This is a genomic window from Rhodococcus sp. D-46 (genome assembly GCF_011290655.1).
In the GTDB taxonomy this organism is placed as follows: Bacteria; Actinomycetota; Actinomycetes; order Mycobacteriales; family Mycobacteriaceae; genus Rhodococcus_F; species Rhodococcus_F qingshengii.
On sequence record NZ_JAANTF010000012.1, the window covers coordinates 74,055 to 90,661 of the forward strand.

At 62.8% G+C, this 16,607-nt stretch carries 16 protein-coding genes; 7 read left to right on the forward strand and 9 right to left on the reverse strand.

Annotated elements, in window-relative coordinates; all coding sequences use genetic code 11:
• Positions 1 to 55: 55 nt before the first annotated feature.
• From G9U53_RS28220 to mdo, 3 genes are all read right to left on the reverse strand, one after another.
• Positions 56 to 1,579: a VWA domain-containing protein gene (locus G9U53_RS28220; RefSeq protein WP_042921003.1), complete on the reverse strand. Its 1,524-nt coding sequence runs from the start codon at positions 1,577 to 1,579 to the stop codon at positions 56 to 58.
• Positions 1,576 to 2,658, reverse strand: coding sequence for a MoxR family ATPase (locus G9U53_RS28225; RefSeq protein WP_165639667.1), 1,083 nt, complete (start codon positions 2,656 to 2,658; stop codon positions 1,576 to 1,578). Before G9U53_RS28225 ends, G9U53_RS28220 begins: the two co-directional genes overlap by 4 nt.
• An 86-nt stretch (positions 2,659 to 2,744) precedes the next feature.
• Positions 2,745 to 4,019 carry an NDMA-dependent methanol dehydrogenase gene (gene mdo, locus G9U53_RS28230; protein WP_003942095.1) on the reverse strand — a complete coding sequence of 425 codons (1,275 nt, stop codon included), beginning with the start codon at positions 4,017 to 4,019 and terminating at the stop codon, positions 2,745 to 2,747.
• A gap of 361 nt (positions 4,020 to 4,380) precedes the next feature.
• Here mdo and G9U53_RS28240 point away from each other — a divergent pair, with 361 nt between their 5' ends.
• Entirely contained in the window at positions 4,381 to 5,436 is a 1,056-nt protein-coding gene (locus G9U53_RS28240; RefSeq protein ID WP_003941851.1) for a ferredoxin--NADP reductase, read from the forward strand.
• Here the strand turns inward: G9U53_RS28240 and G9U53_RS28245 are convergent.
• Both G9U53_RS28245 and G9U53_RS28250 read right to left on the reverse strand, forming a co-directional pair.
• Positions 5,408 to 6,712 (reverse strand): glycosyltransferase 87 family protein, encoded by a 1,305-nt coding sequence (locus tag G9U53_RS28245; protein WP_165639668.1) that lies wholly within the window; start codon positions 6,710 to 6,712, stop codon positions 5,408 to 5,410. The two genes, G9U53_RS28240 and G9U53_RS28245, sit on opposite strands and share 29 nt — an antisense overlap.
• A 38-nt stretch (positions 6,713 to 6,750) precedes the next feature.
• Positions 6,751 to 7,488: a DNA alkylation repair protein gene (locus tag G9U53_RS28250; protein ID WP_165639669.1), complete on the reverse strand. Its 738-nt coding sequence runs from the start codon at positions 7,486 to 7,488 to the stop codon at positions 6,751 to 6,753.
• A 361-nt stretch (positions 7,489 to 7,849) separates the two neighbouring features.
• Here G9U53_RS28250 and G9U53_RS28255 point away from each other — a divergent pair, with 361 nt between their 5' ends.
• The gene (locus tag G9U53_RS28255) at positions 7,850 to 8,218 is read left to right on the forward strand and encodes an SPW repeat protein (protein WP_003941901.1); all 369 of its coding nucleotides are present in this window, start codon (positions 7,850 to 7,852) and stop codon (positions 8,216 to 8,218) included.
• 119 nt (positions 8,219 to 8,337) lie between these two features.
• Here G9U53_RS28255 and G9U53_RS28260 read toward each other — a convergent pair whose 3' ends face one another.
• Positions 8,338 to 9,102 (reverse strand): aspartate/glutamate racemase family protein, encoded by a 765-nt coding sequence (locus G9U53_RS28260; RefSeq protein ID WP_042921015.1) that lies wholly within the window; start codon positions 9,100 to 9,102, stop codon positions 8,338 to 8,340.
• Positions 9,103 to 9,144: 42 nt separating this feature from the next.
• Positions 9,145 to 10,323 carry an FAD-dependent oxidoreductase gene (locus G9U53_RS28265; protein WP_347570838.1) on the reverse strand — a complete coding sequence of 393 codons (1,179 nt, stop codon included), beginning with the start codon at positions 10,321 to 10,323 and terminating at the stop codon, positions 9,145 to 9,147.
• Positions 10,324 to 10,507: 184 nt separating this feature from the next.
• Here G9U53_RS28265 and G9U53_RS28270 point away from each other — a divergent pair, with 184 nt between their 5' ends.
• From G9U53_RS28270 to G9U53_RS28290, 5 genes are read left to right on the forward strand one after another with little or no spacing between them, the layout of a single operon-like run.
• On the forward strand, positions 10,508 to 10,975 hold the full coding sequence (locus tag G9U53_RS28270) for an Asp23/Gls24 family envelope stress response protein (protein ID WP_003941912.1): 468 nt from the start codon (positions 10,508 to 10,510) through the stop codon (positions 10,973 to 10,975).
• A complete protein-coding gene (locus tag G9U53_RS28275; protein WP_042453130.1) occupies positions 10,972 to 11,349 on the forward strand; it encodes a hypothetical protein in 378 nt (125 codons plus the stop codon). Before G9U53_RS28270 ends, G9U53_RS28275 begins: the two co-directional genes overlap by 4 nt.
• Before the next feature lies 1 nt (position 11,350).
• Positions 11,351 to 11,530 carry a hypothetical protein gene (locus G9U53_RS28280; RefSeq protein WP_003942043.1) on the forward strand — a complete coding sequence of 60 codons (180 nt, stop codon included), beginning with the start codon at positions 11,351 to 11,353 and terminating at the stop codon, positions 11,528 to 11,530.
• Positions 11,523 to 12,491, forward strand: a complete 969-nt coding sequence (locus G9U53_RS28285; RefSeq protein WP_232330009.1) for a DUF6286 domain-containing Asp23/Gls24 family envelope stress response protein — start codon at positions 11,523 to 11,525, stop codon at positions 12,489 to 12,491. The genes G9U53_RS28280 and G9U53_RS28285 overlap by 8 nt, the downstream gene beginning before the upstream one ends.
• Positions 12,488 to 13,051 carry a hypothetical protein gene (locus G9U53_RS28290; RefSeq protein ID WP_042921019.1) on the forward strand — a complete coding sequence of 188 codons (564 nt, stop codon included), beginning with the start codon at positions 12,488 to 12,490 and terminating at the stop codon, positions 13,049 to 13,051. Before G9U53_RS28285 ends, G9U53_RS28290 begins: the two co-directional genes overlap by 4 nt.
• Positions 13,052 to 13,188: 137 nt before the next feature.
• Here the strand turns inward: G9U53_RS28290 and tuf are convergent, their stop codons facing one another.
• Both tuf and fusA read right to left on the reverse strand, forming a co-directional pair.
• Positions 13,189 to 14,379 carry an elongation factor Tu gene (gene tuf / locus G9U53_RS28295; RefSeq protein ID WP_003941926.1) on the reverse strand — a complete coding sequence of 397 codons (1,191 nt, stop codon included), beginning with the start codon at positions 14,377 to 14,379 and terminating at the stop codon, positions 13,189 to 13,191.
• Between the two features lie 125 nt (positions 14,380 to 14,504).
• Entirely contained in the window at positions 14,505 to 16,607 is a 2,103-nt protein-coding gene (gene fusA / locus G9U53_RS28300; protein ID WP_007728394.1) for an elongation factor G, read from the reverse strand.

Consider the following 16,607-nt stretch of genomic DNA (forward strand, 5'->3'; position numbering starts at 1 on the left):
AGATCAAACTAGTTCACGACAGATCGCGCAGTGACATCGGTGAAGTGCACTGACATCAGCGAAGTGCGTGCCCCAGCTCGGCGGCCTTTGCCATCAGTTGCGCGGCATCTCGGGCAACAACAACCTCGTCGCAGATCTCCGAATACTCCGGCATCGCGCACGATGCCTGGTTCCAGTAACGCTGTGGTTCAGGCGTGATCCAGGCCAGACGGTGGACCTTTCGGCGGAGTTCCTCGAGCTTGTCCGCCTGCGGGGGCAACCCGTTGCACCGACCGTCGCCCACGATGATGACAGACGTCCGTGAGTTCAAGGTGTTTCCGTGCTCGTCCAACAATTCTGTGAGCACCCGCCCGTAATCGCTGCTGGCTTCCAGATCCAGACCCGGGTGCGCGAGTACCGCGGCCAGTGCGCCGTCACCACTACTGGCGAGAAGGGTGTCGGTCACGTCGACCGGACGATCGACGAAGGCGAGGACTTCACAACGATCTGCTCGGCGATGCATTGCCTGAGCCAAGCGCAGAGTGAACGCGGTGATGGGGCGCACGGACAGCGACACGTCGGCGATGAGAAGTAGTCGAACACGATCGGGGCGAGGAGCTTTCACGACGAGATGGAAGGGTATCCCGTCGGTGCGCAGGCTCGAACGCACCGTGCGCCGCATGTCGAGATGCCCACGAGAGCGCTCACGGGGCCGAGGTCTGGACGGTCCTCTCATCCGCCGAAGCACTTCGTGGCACGCGAGTTCGATGTCGTTGTGCGTTGCGCCCGCGGCAGATTCACTGTCGGGCGCATCGGGAGCGGTTTCGGCGAGTGCAGCTGCCGAGAGTGCTTGCACGAACGCTTCGACCGCCTCGACGAGCCGGTTCAATTGTGCTTGCGTCAACGGCCCGTCGTCGGAGACATCTGCATACGCTTTGCTCGGGTCGTAGGCATCCAACCAGGCGAGGATCGACGTCGGATCGTCCCAGGACAGCGAGCCGACCACTGCTGCAGCAACACTGGTGCTCAGGTCACCGACCACCGCCGATGCGGCACGGTCCACGTCGACCGTGTAACTGACTCCGCGTCGACCGGTCTCCGAACCGGTATCGACCGACAGTTCGGCATCGCTCGACGTCATCGACACATCGTCGTCGTCCTTGTGCGGGTTGAAGCCCTTCTCCGCTTCCGGAGTGTCGAAGTAGTCGCCGACCTCGGCCGCACGCTCGTTGTACTCGGCGTACCGACCAACTTCTTGATCCTCGTCGATCCCCAGCGCGGTGGGCAGACCGTCCGCCACCTCGGCGCGCGAACCCATCCGCTCGCCGTGCGCTTTGCCTGCGGCCGGCCGGAACAGCGCGTCGAACGCCCGATCGAAACCGGCCTGCTCGTGAGAGTACTTGGCGCACACTGCCCGAAGACATGCTCGCAACGTCTCACGATCCGAAGCGCCGACCATCGCGAGAACACGCCGAACCTCGATGACCTCGGCCGGTGACGCGGAAACTCCGGCCGCCCTCAGCAATCGGCCGAAACTCGCGGACACCACGTCGAGAACAAAGGACGGTTGCCACACGGCAAGGCCACCGAGCGTCGTCATCGCGTCGAACGGATTCCGCTGCCGCCGCGGATTCCCTGTTGATGAGGGTCACGTCCACCCGTGCCCCGGAACACGGCCGTCGTCGTGTTGGCGGGTTTGCTTGCCACTGTGGACCGCTCGATCGGCTCGCCACCGTCACGCGACGGTGATTCGAAACGCTTTCCGTCGAATCGTTCCTTGGCCAGCGTCACATCGGACGAGTACTTGAGCAACGCCGTGAGCAGGATGTCGCGCACCTTGGCGTCGGAAGCGGTGTCGAATCCGCCGGCCGCGAGCACTGTTGCCGCTCTGGCCGCGTCGATGACCTCCGAGATGGACGGACTCTTGCGCAGCGGGAGGTCACGCAGGATGCGAGCCAATTCGACGACCTCGGTGGCCGTAGCCGTATCCACCTCAGGCGCTCGGGCCGTGACGATCTCGCGTTCACGCTCCGATGTCGGATAGCCGAGATGGTAATGCAGACAACGACGCTTGAGCGCGGGTGAGAGCTCGCGGGTGTCGTTGGACGTCAGGATGACCCAGGGCTGCGAGCGGGCAACGAACGTACCGACCTCGGGAATGGTGATCTGCTGTTCGGCGAGAATCTCGAGGAGCAGTGCTTCCATCGACTCCTCGGTGCGGTCTACCTCGTCGACCAGAAGCACTACCGGATCGGGTGAGAGGATTGCTTCGAGCAGCGGTCGTACGGACAGGAAGTTCTCGGAGTACAAACCGAAATCCTGTTCGGCCAGAAACTTGGACGCTTCGGCGACGCTGTCGAATTCGGAAACCTGATCGCTGATCCGGTCGCGGAGCATCTGCACGTGCAGGAGTTGCTTCGCGTAGTCCCATTCGTACAGGGCGCGATTGTCGTCCAGCCCTTCGTAGCACTGCAATCGCACCAGTTTGCGGCCCCCGATCGCAGCCAGAGACTTCGCCAGTTCCGTCTTGCCGACACCGGCCGGACCTTCGAGCAGGAGCGGACGCCCCAGCGCCGTCGCCAGATGAACGACTACCGCGAACTCGTCATCGGCAATGTAGTCCTGCTCTCGCAGAGCATCTTTCACTTCGATTCCGCTGGAGAAACTGCGACCGGACATGGAATACCTTTCGATAGGGGCACAGCCCATGTGCGCCTTTTTGGTAGTGCGGGCTACCAAAAAGGCACACGGGGCCGAAGGCCCTGCTAGAAGTACGACTTGTTGATCGCGTGATCGACAACCGGGATCATCGACTCCACGGTGACCTCACGGGGATTGCCCGGGGTGCACCAGTCGTCCTGAATGTGCTCGGAGATGGCGCGCACAGTCTTCTCGTCACCCTTGATGACATCACCACGGCCCTCGTACTTCTTGGTGTTCATCTGGTTCTTCGCGTACGAGTCGGTGCGAACCTGACCGAAGTTGTCGGGGATACCGACGTCCTTGGCCAGACGGATGGCAGCCTCGACGGCAGCATCTGCGGCCTGAACCGTGGTGAGGTTGCGAGTGTCGACACCGAGTGCGCCGGCCAACTGGGCGTAGCGCTCGTAGCGCGAAGGCAGGTTGTACTCCCACACACGCGGCAACGCGATGGCGTTGTTCAGACCGTGGTGGCTGTCGAAGAAGGCACTGACCGCGTGCGAGATCGAGTGAACGATGCCGAGGCCACCGGAGTTGAAGGCCTGCCCGGCAATGTACTGCGCGTTCATCATTCCCTCGCGGGCCTTGAGGTTGCGCGGCTCGAAGACGGCCTCGCGCAGGTTCTTCGCGACCAACTCGACCGAGTAGATCGCGTTACCGAGCGAAGGCGCGAAATCGAGACGAGACACGAAAGGCTCACTGCCGTGCGCGAGTACGTCGAAGCCGCAGTACGCGGTGAAATGCTGAGGGCAGGTGTAGTAGAGCAGCGGATCGTCGATCGCCAGGGTGACGATGGTCGCCTCGTCGAAGCCCACCCACTTGTGCGGGTTGTTCATGTCCGACGTGTCGGTGATGACGTACGCCCACGAAGTCTCGGAACCCGTTCCGGCCGTGGTGGATACGGCGATATGGGGCGGGTTCTCCTTGTTGGTGGACTTGGCGAAGCCCTCGAACTCGTTGATGTTGCGACCGTCGTGTGCGATCACGACGCGAGCGCCCTTGGCGGCGTCGTGGCTCGAACCACCGCCGATCGAGATGATCGAGTCGCACTTCTCCTTCTGGTAGAGAGCCGCGGCCTCCATGACGTTGTAGTCCTTGGGATTCGACTCGACCTTGTCGTAGAGCACGACCTCGACACCCTGGTACTCGATCTTGCCGACGAGTTCCTCGATGATGCCCGAACCGCGCAGACCGGTCGTCATCAGAAGGGTGCGCTTGAAGCCGAGGTTCTTGGCCTCCACCCCGATGATGTCGTGAGCGCCCACACCCATCAGGGCGCGAGGGAAGGGGTGGAACTCCTTGATGGGAAAGTCCCAGATCTGGTTGAGCTCGATAGCCATCGGTATCTCCTCAGGGATGTGCACGAATGTGACTGCGGGAGGGATTCGAGCCGAATCTTTGTGACCGGCGTCTCACCTGGTTCCCACTGTGTACCGACAAACAGCCCGTGCACAGACTTCGGCAGCTCAACCGCCCGGACGCCGCTCACGAACCGCCCGTTCGGGCAGGTCGACGCCACCCCGGACTGCCAGGACGGCTGGATCAGACCGCCATGGTTCCCGCTGATCGGGAACGTGTTGCTCGGCGACTACGATCCCCAGTAGCTTTTCATCACTGCTAACATTGAACTAGAACACGTTCTAGATGTTGCACTTCACTGACCTGCGCTTTACCCAGCTTCACGAGAGGACTAGCTTCGCGATGACGACAGTCGAGGTACCGCACAGCTCGCGATCGGCGGTACTCACCGTGTCCGGAGTCATCGAAGAGACTTCCGACGCCCGGTCGCTGGTGTTCGAGATTCCCGCAGAACTGAAGGACAAGTTCGACTACAAGCCAGGTCAATTCCTGACCCTGCGCATCCCGAGTGATCAGACCGGCTCGGTCGCACGCTGCTACTCGCTGGCCAGTTCACCCTTCACCGACGACGCCCCCAAGGTGACCGTCAAGCGAACCGTCGACGGCTACGGCTCCAACTGGTTGTGCGACAAGCTCCAGGTCGGCGACACCATCGAAGTGCTGCCGCCGTCAGGTGTCTTCACGCCCAAGTCGCTCGATCACGACTTCCTGCTCTTCGGTGCAGGCAGCGGTATCACTCCGGTGATCTCGATCCTCAAGTCCGCCCTCACGCAGGGCAGCGGCAACGTCGTGCTGATCTACGCGAATCGCGACGAGAAGTCCGTCATCTTCGGCGCCGAACTTCGCGAATTGGCAGCGCAACACCCCGGCCGCCTCACCGTTGTCCACTGGATCGAAACCGTGCAGGGACTCCCCGCCGTCTCACAGTTGGCGACACTGGCCAAGCCATTTGTCGCGTACGAGGCCTTCATGTGCGGTCCAGGCCCCTTCATGGACGCCGTCCACAAGGCACTGGCAGAGGCCGGCATGCCCCGCACGCAGGTTCACGCCGAGGTCTTCAATTCACTCGCGGGTGACCCGTTCCGTGACGTCGAGGTAGCCGAGGTCTCCGACGAGGAAGCAGCCGACGCCGCAACCGTCGAGGTCGAACTGGACGGTGAAACCCACACCCTCGTCTGGCCGCGCAAGCAGACGCTCGTCGACATCATGCTCGCCAAGGGCCTCGACGTGCCGTACTCCTGCCAGGAAGGCGAGTGCGGGTCGTGTGCCTGCACCGTCACCGAAGGCGAAGTTCAGATGGACAACTCCGAAATCCTCGACGCCGAGGACGTGGCGAACGGCTACATCCTCGGTTGCCAGGCGAAGCCGATCACCGATCACCTGAAGATCGAGTTCTGAACCCTGCTTCGATGCATGACGGCCCCTGATTCCCTGCGGAATCGGGGGCTTCGTCATGTTCGGAGTCTCCCGAGTCCCGCCGCGAAACCCACGCAGGCGCCGTTGTGGGCAACCGCCACAGGGCAAGAATCAGTACGAGGGTCACGATCAGGAAACCCTCACGAAGGACCAACCCGAACGGCAGCAGGAGCGGTGACGTCTCGATGAACTGCTGTCCCATACTCGGCCCGCAGTAGACGATGGCCAACCCCAGAGCGGCCGCACCGAACTGCAGCGGCGATCGAAGCCGAAAGAGAACCGTGACGGCAGCAGGCACGAGATACACCCAGTGGTGAATCCAGCTGATCGGCGAAAGAATCGGCGCGCTCAATCCGATCACCAACGCCGCATCGACCGCTCGCCCGACGCGATAGACATCTCGGGCGATCCATAGCGCTACCCCCGCGCACAGCACGGTCGACGGCATCGCCAGAGACGCTGTCCATGGGCCCAGCGCGGCAAGTCCGCCCTGCAGCGAACTGTTGCCGGCACTCGCGATCGCCTGCCCGCTCAAATCCACCCGGTCGCTGAGGTTCCAGACGACGTCCGACCAGAAGGTCCAGCTGACGGCCGGGTCCACCACTGCTGCGACGGCGGTCGCCGCGGCAAATCCGATCGAACTCCAGATCGCGAGTCGCCACTGCTTCGTGACGACGAAGTAGACGATGAAGAGAGCCGGAGTCAGCTTGATCGCGGCCGCGACGCCGATCAGCAGTCCTCGCGGAAACCACCGGCCGAATCTCGAATCCTCTCGGCGAGTCACGTCGAGCAGTACGAGCACCATCAGCACCAAGTTCACCTGGCCGAATGAGATGTGCGCACTGACGATGGGGGTCACCGACACGGCCAGGACCAATGCCGCCATGACGAGCGGCCGCTTGGGGACGCGAGCGGGAGTGAACCTCGCAACCGTCCACACCAACGCCGCGATGCACAATCCCGACCACAGCAGATAGGCAGTCCACCAGTCGAAGAGGACAGTCGGCCAGAGGAAGATCACCGCGAATGGGGTGTAGGTGAACGGCATACCCTCGTCGACGATCAACGGGCCGGACAGATTGCCCTCGTAGATGTTCGATCCCGCTGCGAACGCCTGGGCAGCGTAGCGGTAGACGAGAAAATCAACGGGTTCGACGGCTCGAACGGAGTACACGAGATAACACAGAGCTGCGACGCCGGCAGCGATCAGTGAACCGATCGTCACAATTCGAGACGCCTCGACACGGGTGGCGGGCATACCGAGAATCGTCCCACAACCTACCGAGCGGTACTTCGCTAGCGGGCCGCCCGGAAGTGCGCTCGCTCGTCTGCGGTCAGGTGTTCGCACGCGTAGCTCAGTGCCGTGCGTCCCATGTCTGCTGCATTCGTCGCGAGGAAACCGGTCAACAAATCCCGGTCCACCCGCTTGCCCACCTCGCGGAGCATCCAGCCCATCGCTTTCTGGGTCAGGTCTCGTCGATCACCCAGCACCTGCGCGGCAAGCTCGAGCGTGGTCGACCCGTCGCCGCGAGTGATGAATCCGTACGTCGTCAGCAGCGCCACCCGTCGTCGCCACAGGTCACCCGAATCGGAAAGCTCGAAGATCAGCCGGCGATCTCGGTCGTACAGCCAGCCGCCGAGGATCTGTCCGGCGGACGAATCCACGAGATCCCAATTGTTCACCCGCCCGTCCTCGACAGCGCTGAGATAGAAGTCGGCGATGCGGGAGCGACTCTCGTCGTCGAAAAATTTTGGGCGACTGACCTTTTCGAATCGAGCAACAAGGATCAACAGACCGGCCAAGCGATGCTCGTGGACGTCGCTGTCGAGAAGGAGGCGTACCTGAGGCAACTCGAGACCGACATGCTTCTTCACCACCGAACGCGTCTTCGGTACTCGCACGCCGATGAAGACGTCACCCTCTCCGTACTCCCCCGGCGCTGTCTTGAAGAACTTCTGTAGCTGGACGGCATCCGCGGGATCCGCGAGGTCGGCCAACTGTTCGATCACGTCCTGGGCACTCGATTGCGTCACCCCAGAACCTTCTCACGGGTCGTCTGTGCGGACTCTTCGATTCTCTCAGCGTCCTCACACCGTGTGCCCTGCTCGGCCACAGGTCGGCAGACGACACTCGAGGACAGTCAGTGAAAGGACCACCCATGATCACCGCCGCTATCGCATTCACCACTCTCACCCTCATGGCACTCTCGGGACATATCGCGGCCAGCGCTCCGCGCGGGCTCGTGGCAATCCGGACGAATAGTCACAAATCTTGATATTCGAGCCGCCACATCGCCTCTAACTGCAACGCGAATGCAATTGGCGGAGAGTTGATCTCGATCTGCCGCGGGCGTGTACTACAGGTGGACACACTCTCGTCTTTGGAGGTCTCGTCATGAAGTCGTGGAATCGAATGCAAGATGCCGTCGCGGTGGTTCTCGGCGTCTTTGCGGCTCTCTCGCCGATGTGGCTCGACACCACCGATCGGGCAATGTGGTCACTCGTCGTCCTGGGTGTCCTGGTTGCACTGTCGGGTCTGGCGCACATGGCACGTCCGGACATGGCCATGGCGGATTACGCGATGGGCGTTTTCGGCGTCTTGATGTTCATTTCACCCTGGGTCATGAGCTTCGACGCTCTACGCGGTGCGTCGTGGACGGCCTGGGTGGTCGGGGTCCTGACCGTTGTGGTCGCGGTGAGTGCGATGCCGGTGATGAGTGCGCGGATGCATCACGGGGGTCACGGCGGCGTAGCCGCACATTGACGGAGCGGCGTAGCCGCACATTGACGGAGCGGCGTAGCCGCACATTGACGGAGCGGCGTAGCCGCCCATTGACAGAGCGGAGTAGCTGCCCGTTGATGAATGGCTGAATACAGGTTGGATCAGGCTTTGATCGCGCCCAACAACCGCCCGGCGTCGAAGGCTTCGGCGCTGGGCGGTAGCGCGCCCGGACGACCACTCACGAAAACCTCGACGGTTCCCGATCCTTCACCCGCGTCACCGAGCCCGTCGATCCGCCGCAGGGTCTGTCGTGCAACGGCTTCGGCACTGTCGAAGAGTGTGACGCCGGCGGGTAGCCGCGCTGCGATTTCGTCCGCGAGCAGTGGGTAGTGCGTGCAGCCGAGGACAACGCCGTTGACGTCGTCCGGCGTCCGGGCCACTGCGGATTCGATGGCTGCAAGTGCGGCTGCACGATCACCGAGGTCTATCGAATCGGCCAGGCCGTGGCACGGCACCCCGACGACTTTGGCGCCGTTGCCGAACTGTTCGATCAGATCGGCTTGGTACCGGCTGGCAGTCGTCGCGGCGGTAGCCCAGATCGCCACTGAATCGCACGCGGCGGCCGCGGGCTTGATCGCGGGCACCGTTCCGATGACCGGCACACCCGGTCCGACCAGTTCACGGACGTGTGGGAGAGCGGTGACGCTCGCGGTATTGCATGGAAGAACGATGACCTGAGCCCCACGATCGAGGCTCCGGCGCACCGCACCGAGTACCCGGTCGACGACCCACTCCTCGGGCTTGGGCCCCCAGGGGGCGCCGTCCGGATCGAGGGACAGCACAAGATCGAGATCCGGGCGCAGGCGTCTGAGCCACGCAGAGGTAGGGAGCAGGCCCAGTCCCGAGTCGATGAGTGCAACGATCACCGCACAAATCTATCGTCTCGGAACCGGTCCTGCCTCATCCGTTCAGGCCGGTGTGGACTCCAACACGTCCGAGATGGGCGTGCCGGCTGCGATCTTCGCGCGCATCTTCATCACAGCTCCCGCGCTACCGCCGCCGACGACAGCTGCCAGCACACCGTCGCGCTCGTAGTAGGCGACGAACTTTCGGCCGTCGTCCTTCACGATGTGAACGGTGTCCGTGGGTGCGACGGTCCCCAATGCCTGGATCTTGACGTCGTACTGATCGCTCCAGAAGTACGGAACCTGCGCCGGCGCGTCCGGATCACCCGTTCCGGTGATCGCTCCCGCCAGGATCTTGGCCTGGTCCCCAGCATTGGTCCAGTGTTCGACACGTCTGCGTCGATCTCCGATCTGCCAGGACGCGACGTCGCCGACCGCCCAGACGTGTTCGGTGCTGGTGCGGCCGACGCCGTCGCAGAGCACTCCGTTGTCGAGTTCGATCCCCGAACCGTCGAGCCATCCCGTGACCGGCACCGAACCGACTCCGATCGCGACCACGTCGACCGGGATTTCCGAACCGTCGCTCAAGGTCGCCGCGGCAACCGCTCCGTCGCCGGACAACGAGGTCAAGCCCGTACCGACTCGGACGTCGATGCCCTCGTTCCGATGCAGACGTTCGACGAGGGCGCCGACGGTGGGGCCGAGCACCGACGCCAGCGGCGTCGGCTGGGGTTCGAGCAACACGACGTCGACGCCGTGAGACTTCATGCTCGCGGCCAGTTCGCAGCCGATGAATCCGGCCCCGACGATCAGCGCACGCTTACCGGGAGCAAGGTCGGCGCGGAGGGCCAACGCTTCCTCGATGGAGCGCAGAACGTGCACTCCGGACAACTCCGGAAGGCCGGCGATGCGACGCGGAGTCAGTCCGGTCGCGATGACCAACTCGTCGTAGTCCAGGGTGGATCCGTCGGCGAACGCCACCGACTTGGCGACCGTGTCCACCGAGGTTGCCGGCGAACCGAGCTTGAGATCGACCTTGTTCTCGACGTAGAACTCGGCCGGACGCAAGGTCGTCTCGTCCTTGTCGCCGCGGATCACTTCCTTCGACAACGGAGGCCTGTCGTAGGGCAGATGCGTTTCCCCACCCGCGAGCGTCAATTCACCTTCGAAACCCGCTCGTCGCAGTTCCTCGACGGTCCGCAGTCCCGACAAACCCGCACCCACGATCACTATCCGTGCCACCACGTACCACCCTGTCCGACCCACGTCACTTGCAGCGCTCACTATGAACGCCGTCACTATTTGCCTCCGACTCTGCCATACCAAATGCCGGAGTAGGTGTGGTGCATCCCGCATGGTCACCTACCAGTCACTACAGTTGGAGGTACTTCAGACGCACGCACTGACACATGAGCAGGGAGCCCCCATGACCAGCGATTCCAGTGAAAAGAACAGCGTCCGATTCGGCGCCGACGGTGGCGCGGAACTAGTCAGCACCCAGGGTAAGACGATCATCGCCGACGCCGTGGTCGCCAAGATCGCCGGTATCGCGACCCGCGAGATCAACGGCGTGTACGACGTCGGCGGGGGCACAGCGCGTGCGGTGGGGGCACTTCGCGACCGCATACCGGGCGCCCGCGTCAACCATGCCCAGGGCGTGGCGGTGGAGGTAGGCGAGAAACAAGCCGCCATCGACATCGGCATTGTCGCCGAGTACGGCGTCGCACTCCACGAACTGGCGGTAGGTATCCGCCGCAACGTCATTGCCGCAGTGGAAAGCATGACGGGTCTCGAGGTCACCGAGGTCAACATCACCGTCTTCGACGTCATGCTCTTCGAGGATGCAGAGAGCGGCGGCAGTACCGATCCGGAAGCCAAGCCGAGGGTTCAGTGAGTACCGCCGACGCCGGCCGCGAGATCGACGCGGCCGAGGTAGTCGCCGACGCGGTTCTTGCCATCCCGGAAGTGGCAGATCTGCACGGAGGACAGTTCGGCGAAGTGGGAACCTACCTCCCCGGACGCCGCATCACCGGCGTCGTCGTCGACGAAAACTCCTGTGCTGTACACATTTCCGTTCACTATCCGGCAGACGTTCGCAGCGTCGCCGAACGCGTACGAGCGGTGGTGGCGAGATTGGTCGACGTACCGGTGAACGTGACCGTCGGCGACCTGTCGACAGCGGGATATCTACCCGTTGATGCCGAAAATGCAGTCACCGAGCCTGCCACCGTCACAGACATTGCACCGAACATTCGAGAAGGGAACTGACATGAACAGCACCACCGTCGGACTGCTGGTCGGTCTGCTCCTCGCACTCGCCGGAATCATGGGTGGGTTCAGCGGTTTCGTCTTCGCAGTCCTGCTCGGCGCCGCCGGTATGGCGATCGGAGCACACCGCGACGGACATCTCGACCTCGGCGCGATCCTCCGAAGCCGTGGCCGTGGCTGAGCCGTCCGATCCCAGCGCAGCGGACGATCCTGGTCTACGCGGCTCCTTGGTCATCAAGGACCGTGCGATGGCCAAGATCGCCACGGCCGCAGCGGTGAACGTCCCGGGGGTGGTCCGCCAGTCCGGTGGCTTGACTCGCCTGACCGGACGCGACCTTCCGCGAGCCGACATCTCGATGGGTAGCGACGCCGTCGCCATCAATCTCTTCCTCGCCGTGTCCTGGCCGTGTTCGGTCACCGAGTTGACCGGCCGGGTGCGAACGGAAGTCGGACGCAGCGTCGAATCGCTGACCGGGCTTCCACTCCACGACATGAACGTGATGATCGCGGCAACCGAGGGTTCTGACGACTCCTGTGTTTCCGGCGTCGAGATCGCGGAGGGCCCGGCACAGCAGGCACTCTCGGATCCGATTCCGCCGCGGGTCCCCTCTGCGAACCCGGCGGCCGCAGTTTCGGCCGTCATCATCGCGTGTGGTCTACTCGCACTCGCCTTCGTCGTCTCGCGCGAATGGTTCATCAACCGTGGAACTTTCGAATCGGCACCCTGGATCCGAAACTCCGTGGAGTGGACGTCTCGTCTGCACTGGCAACCGTGGCTACTTCCGGTGGCGATCGCTGCCGTTGTCGCGGGTGTTGTCCTGATAATGTCGGCGATCAAACGCCGTGCGAAAACCCATGTCCCACTCGGGAACCCGAGCGCATCGACGGTGTGGATGCGGCCGACTGACATTGCACGTCTGTGCAGTAGCCACGCAGCGGTCGTTCCCGGCGTCGGCTCGGCTCACACCAGCGTCGACCGTAAACACGTCAAGGTCCACATCGAATCGACCGGTGGCGATCGAGCTGAACTTGCCGCAGCCGTCGACGCGGCGGTTCGGCCTCATCTCGCGATACTGCAGCGGCCACTGCAACTTTCGGTTGTCGTGCGAGAAACTGTAGTACGACGAAAGGACGCCTCGTGAACCGTTGGATCTCCGTGGTCGATCGGATCATCGTCCTCATCGTCGGAATCGCGTTGCTTGCAGCGGGCGCATACGCCATCGCGTGGGACGCGGGCGCGTCGCTGATTCGAACCTGGGTGTCACGCCTCGATCGGGAGGTCCTCTTCGGCCTTCCGGAGGAGCCGTGGTGGCACTGGGTACTGTCGGGCACCTTCGTCCTCTGTGTCTTCGCCGGTTTCGGGCTGTTGTACCTGAACCTTCGCCGGCGCCGCACAAGCGCAGTCACATTGCGGCACAACGAATCCGGTACCGACGTCAGCGTGGATCTCGGACCCGTCGCAGACGGCGTAGCGGCCGAGCTCGCTCAGCTGACCGGCGTGCGGAGCACCAAGAGCAAAGCGACGGTCGATCGCGGACTGCCGACGCTGTCGATTGTCGTCACTGCAGATCCGTCGATCGACGTCGCCGGATTCACCGCTTCGGCCGAACGTATCGCCGGCGCAACCAGGCGCAGCCTGGACGGCTCGACCGTCGCAGTACAGGTTCTGCTGCACCTCGACCGGGTGGAAGCCAACAAGTAAGTAAGAACCACGCAGGCACCCGATCACCGAACACTCGATCACAGGCCAACCGATGGAAGACACAGAAAAGGCGCTCACTCCCCGAAGGGAATGAGCGCCTTTTTCAGTGCTGTGAATCAGCTAGCGAGACAAGAGTCTCACTTGATGATCTTGGCAACCTTGCCGGCGCCGACCGTACGGCCGCCTTCGCGAATTGCGAAGCGCAGGCCCTCGTCCATGGCGACAGGCTGGATCAGCTTGACGGACATCTCGGTGTTGTCACCGGGCATGACCATCTCGGTGCCCTCAGGCAGCGTCACGACGCCCGTAACGTCCGTGGTACGGAAGTAGAACTGCGGGCGGTAGTTGTTGAAGAACGGGGTGTGGCGGCCGCCCTCGTCCTTCGACAGGATGTATGCCTGGCCCTCGAACTCCGTGTGGGGAGTCGTGGTGCCCGGCTTGACGACAACCTGTCCACGCTCGACATCTTCGCGCTTGATGCCACGAACGAGCAGTCCGACGTTGTCGCCGGCCTGGCCCGAGTCGAGCAGCTTGCGGAACATCTCGATACCCGTGACCGTGGTCTTGGTCGAGGTTTCCTTGATGCCGACGATCTCGACCTCTTCGTTGACGTTGACAACGCCACGCTCGATACGACCGGTGACAACGGTGCCACGGCCGGTGATCGTGAAGACGTCCTCGACGGGCATGAGGAAGGGCTTCTCGGTCTCACGAATCGGGTCCGGGATGGACTCGTCGACAGCAGCCATCAGGTCGAGGATGGACTGCGTCCACTTCGGGTCACCCTCGAGTGCCTTGAGTGCCGAGATCGGAATGACGGGGGCTTCCTCGTCGAATTCCTGAGCGGCCAGCAGTTCGCGGACCTCCATCTCGACGAGCTCGAGGATCTCGTCGTCGTCAACCATGTCGGCCTTGTTCAGGGCGACGAGGATGTAAGGAACGCCAACCTGGCGAGCGAGCAGGACATGCTCGCGCGTCTGGGGCATCGGGCCGTCGGTAGCTGCGACGACGAGGATAGCGCCGTCCATCTGAGCTGCGCCGGTGATCATGTTCTTGATGTAGTCGGCGTGACCCGGTGCATCGACGTGCGCGTAGTGGCGCTTTTCCGTCTGGTACTCAACATGCGAGATGTTGATCGTGATGCCACGAGCCTTTTCCTCGGGAGCCTTGTCGATCTGATCGAAGGCCGAAGCCTCGTTCAGGTCGGGGAATGCATCCGCGAGAACCTTGGTGATGGCCGCCGTCGTCGTGGTCTTGCCGTGGTCGACGTGACCAATGGTGCCGATGTTCACGTGCGGCTTCGTCCGCTCGAACTTCGCCTTCGCCACTTTGTGTCCTCCTGGACTGTTGTTGCTTGCCGTATGCAGCAGTGCGGTTGGTTGTTACTAGGTCGTGCTTCGTGCCGGAAGAAACCGAGGTTACTTGCCGGCGCGGGCTGGGGAGCTCGCTGTGCTTACTCGCCCGTCGCCTTGGCGATGATTTCCTTCGAGACGTTCGCGGGAACCTCTGCGTAGGAATCGAACACCATGGAGAAGTTCGCTCGGCCCTGGGTCTTCGACCGCAGGTCACCGATGTAACCGAACATCTCCGAGAGCGGAACCAGCGCCTTCACGACACGGGCACCACTGCGTTCCTCCATGGCCTGGATCTGGCCACGGCGGGAGTTGAGGTCGCCGATCACGTCGCCCATGTACTCCTCGGGCGTTGTGACCTCGACAGCCATGAGCGGCTCGAGAATGACGGGGCCGGCCTTGCGGGCGGCTTCCTTCAGTGCCTGCGAACCGGCAACCTTGAACGCCATTTCCGAGGAGTCGACGTCGTGGTAAGCACCATCGAGCAGCGACAGCTTCAGGTTCACGAGCGGGTAGCCGGCGAGAACACCGTACTGCATCGCGTCCTGCGCACCGGCATCCACGGAGGGGATGTACTCGCGCGGGATACGTCCGCCGGAGACCTTGTTCTCGAACTCGTAGGTAGCACCGTCTTCGCCCACGAAAGGCTCCAGAGCGATGATGACCTTTGCGAACTGGCCCGAGCCACCCGTCTGCTTCTTGTGGGTGTAGTCGTGCTTCTCGACCTTCTTGGTGATGGTCTCGCGGTACGCAACCTGCGGCTTACCGACGTTCGCCTCGACCTTGAACTCGCGACGCATGCGGTCGACGAGGATGTCGAGGTGGAGCTCGCCCATACCGCCGATGACGGTCTGACCGGTCTCTTCGTCGAGCTCGACCGAGAAGGTCGGGTCCTCTTCGGCGAGCTTCTGGATCGCGACGCCCAGCTTTTCCTGGTCGGACTTGGTCTTGGGCTCGATGGAGACCTGGATGACCGGCGCGGGGAACGACATCGACTCGAGGACGATGGGGCTCGCCTGATCGCACAAGGTGTCACCGGTGGTGGTGTCCTTGAGGCCGATCATTGCGTAGATGTGGCCGGCTACGGCCTCGTCTACCGGGTTCTCCTTGTTGGCGTGCATCTGGAAGAGCTTTCCGATGCGCTCCTTCTTGCCCTTGGTTGCGTTGAGCACCTGAGCACCCGGATCGATACGACCCGAGTACACGCGGACGAAGGTCAGCTTGCCGAAGAACGGGTGAGCAGCGATCTTGAAGGCGAGAGCCGAGAACGGCTCGTCCTTGCTCGGCTTGCGAGTGATCTCTACTTCTTCGTCACCGAGCTTGTGGCCGATGACCTCGCCGATGTCCAGCGGGTTCGGAAGGTAGTCGATGACAGCGTCGAGCATGGGCTGAACGCCCTTGTTCTTGAACGCGGAGCCACAGAGAACCGGGTACAGCTCGGAGGCGACCGTCATCTTGCGGATGGCGCCCTTGATCTCCTCGATGGTGAGCTCTTCGCCGCCGAAGTACTTCTCCATGAGAGCTTCGTCGGACTCTGCAACCGTCTCGAGCAGCTTCTCGCGGTACTCGGCAGCCTTCTCGACGAGATCCGCGGGGATCTCCTCGATGGTCGGAGCGGTTCCCGTCGGGACCACGCCGCGCCAGGTGATGGCCTTCATCTCGACCAGGTCGACGACGCCGTCGAAGTCGTCCTCAGCGCCGATGGGCAGCTGGAGAACGAGCGGCTTCGCGCCCAAGCGGTCGATGATGGTCTGGACTGTGAAGTAGAAGTCCGCGCCCATCTTGTCCATCTTGTTGACGAAGCAGATGCGCGGAACGTCGTACTTGGCAGCCTGACGCCAAACCTGCTCGGACTGCGGCTCGACACCCTCTTTACCGTCGAAGACAGCAACTGCGCCGTCGAGCACGCGCAGCGACCGCTCCACCTCGACCGTGAAGTCGACGTGGCCGGGGGTGTCGATGATGTTGATCTGGTTGTTGTTCCAGAAGCAAGTCACGGCGGCAGACGTGATCGTGATGCCGCGTTCCTTCTCCTGCTCCATCCAGTCCGTCGTCGACGCACCGTCGTGCGTCTCACCGATCTTGTAATTGACACCGGTGTAGAACAGGATGCGCTCGGTGGTGGTGGTCTTGCCGGCATCGATGTGCGCCATGATGCCGATGTTGCGGACCTTGTTCAGGTCAGTCAGCACTTCCTGTGCCAC

Coding starts and splice junctions, on each gene's coding strand:
- G9U53_RS28220 (WP_042921003.1), bottom strand. CDS start 1,579: ATGACGACGCTCGGTGGCCTTGCCGTGTGGCAACCGTCCTTTGTTCTC.
- G9U53_RS28225 (WP_165639667.1), bottom strand. CDS start 2,658: ATGTCCGGTCGCAGTTTCTCCAGCGGAATCGAAGTGAAAGATGCTCTG.
- mdo (WP_003942095.1), bottom strand. CDS start 4,019: ATGGCTATCGAGCTCAACCAGATCTGGGACTTTCCCATCAAGGAGTTC.
- G9U53_RS28240 (WP_003941851.1), top strand. CDS start 4,381: ATGACGACAGTCGAGGTACCGCACAGCTCGCGATCGGCGGTACTCACC.
- G9U53_RS28245 (WP_165639668.1), bottom strand. CDS start 6,712: ATGCCCGCCACCCGTGTCGAGGCGTCTCGAATTGTGACGATCGGTTCA.
- G9U53_RS28255 (WP_003941901.1), top strand. CDS start 7,850: ATGAAGTCGTGGAATCGAATGCAAGATGCCGTCGCGGTGGTTCTCGGC.
- G9U53_RS28270 (WP_003941912.1), top strand. CDS start 10,508: ATGACCAGCGATTCCAGTGAAAAGAACAGCGTCCGATTCGGCGCCGAC.
- G9U53_RS28280 (WP_003942043.1), top strand. CDS start 11,351: ATGAACAGCACCACCGTCGGACTGCTGGTCGGTCTGCTCCTCGCACTC.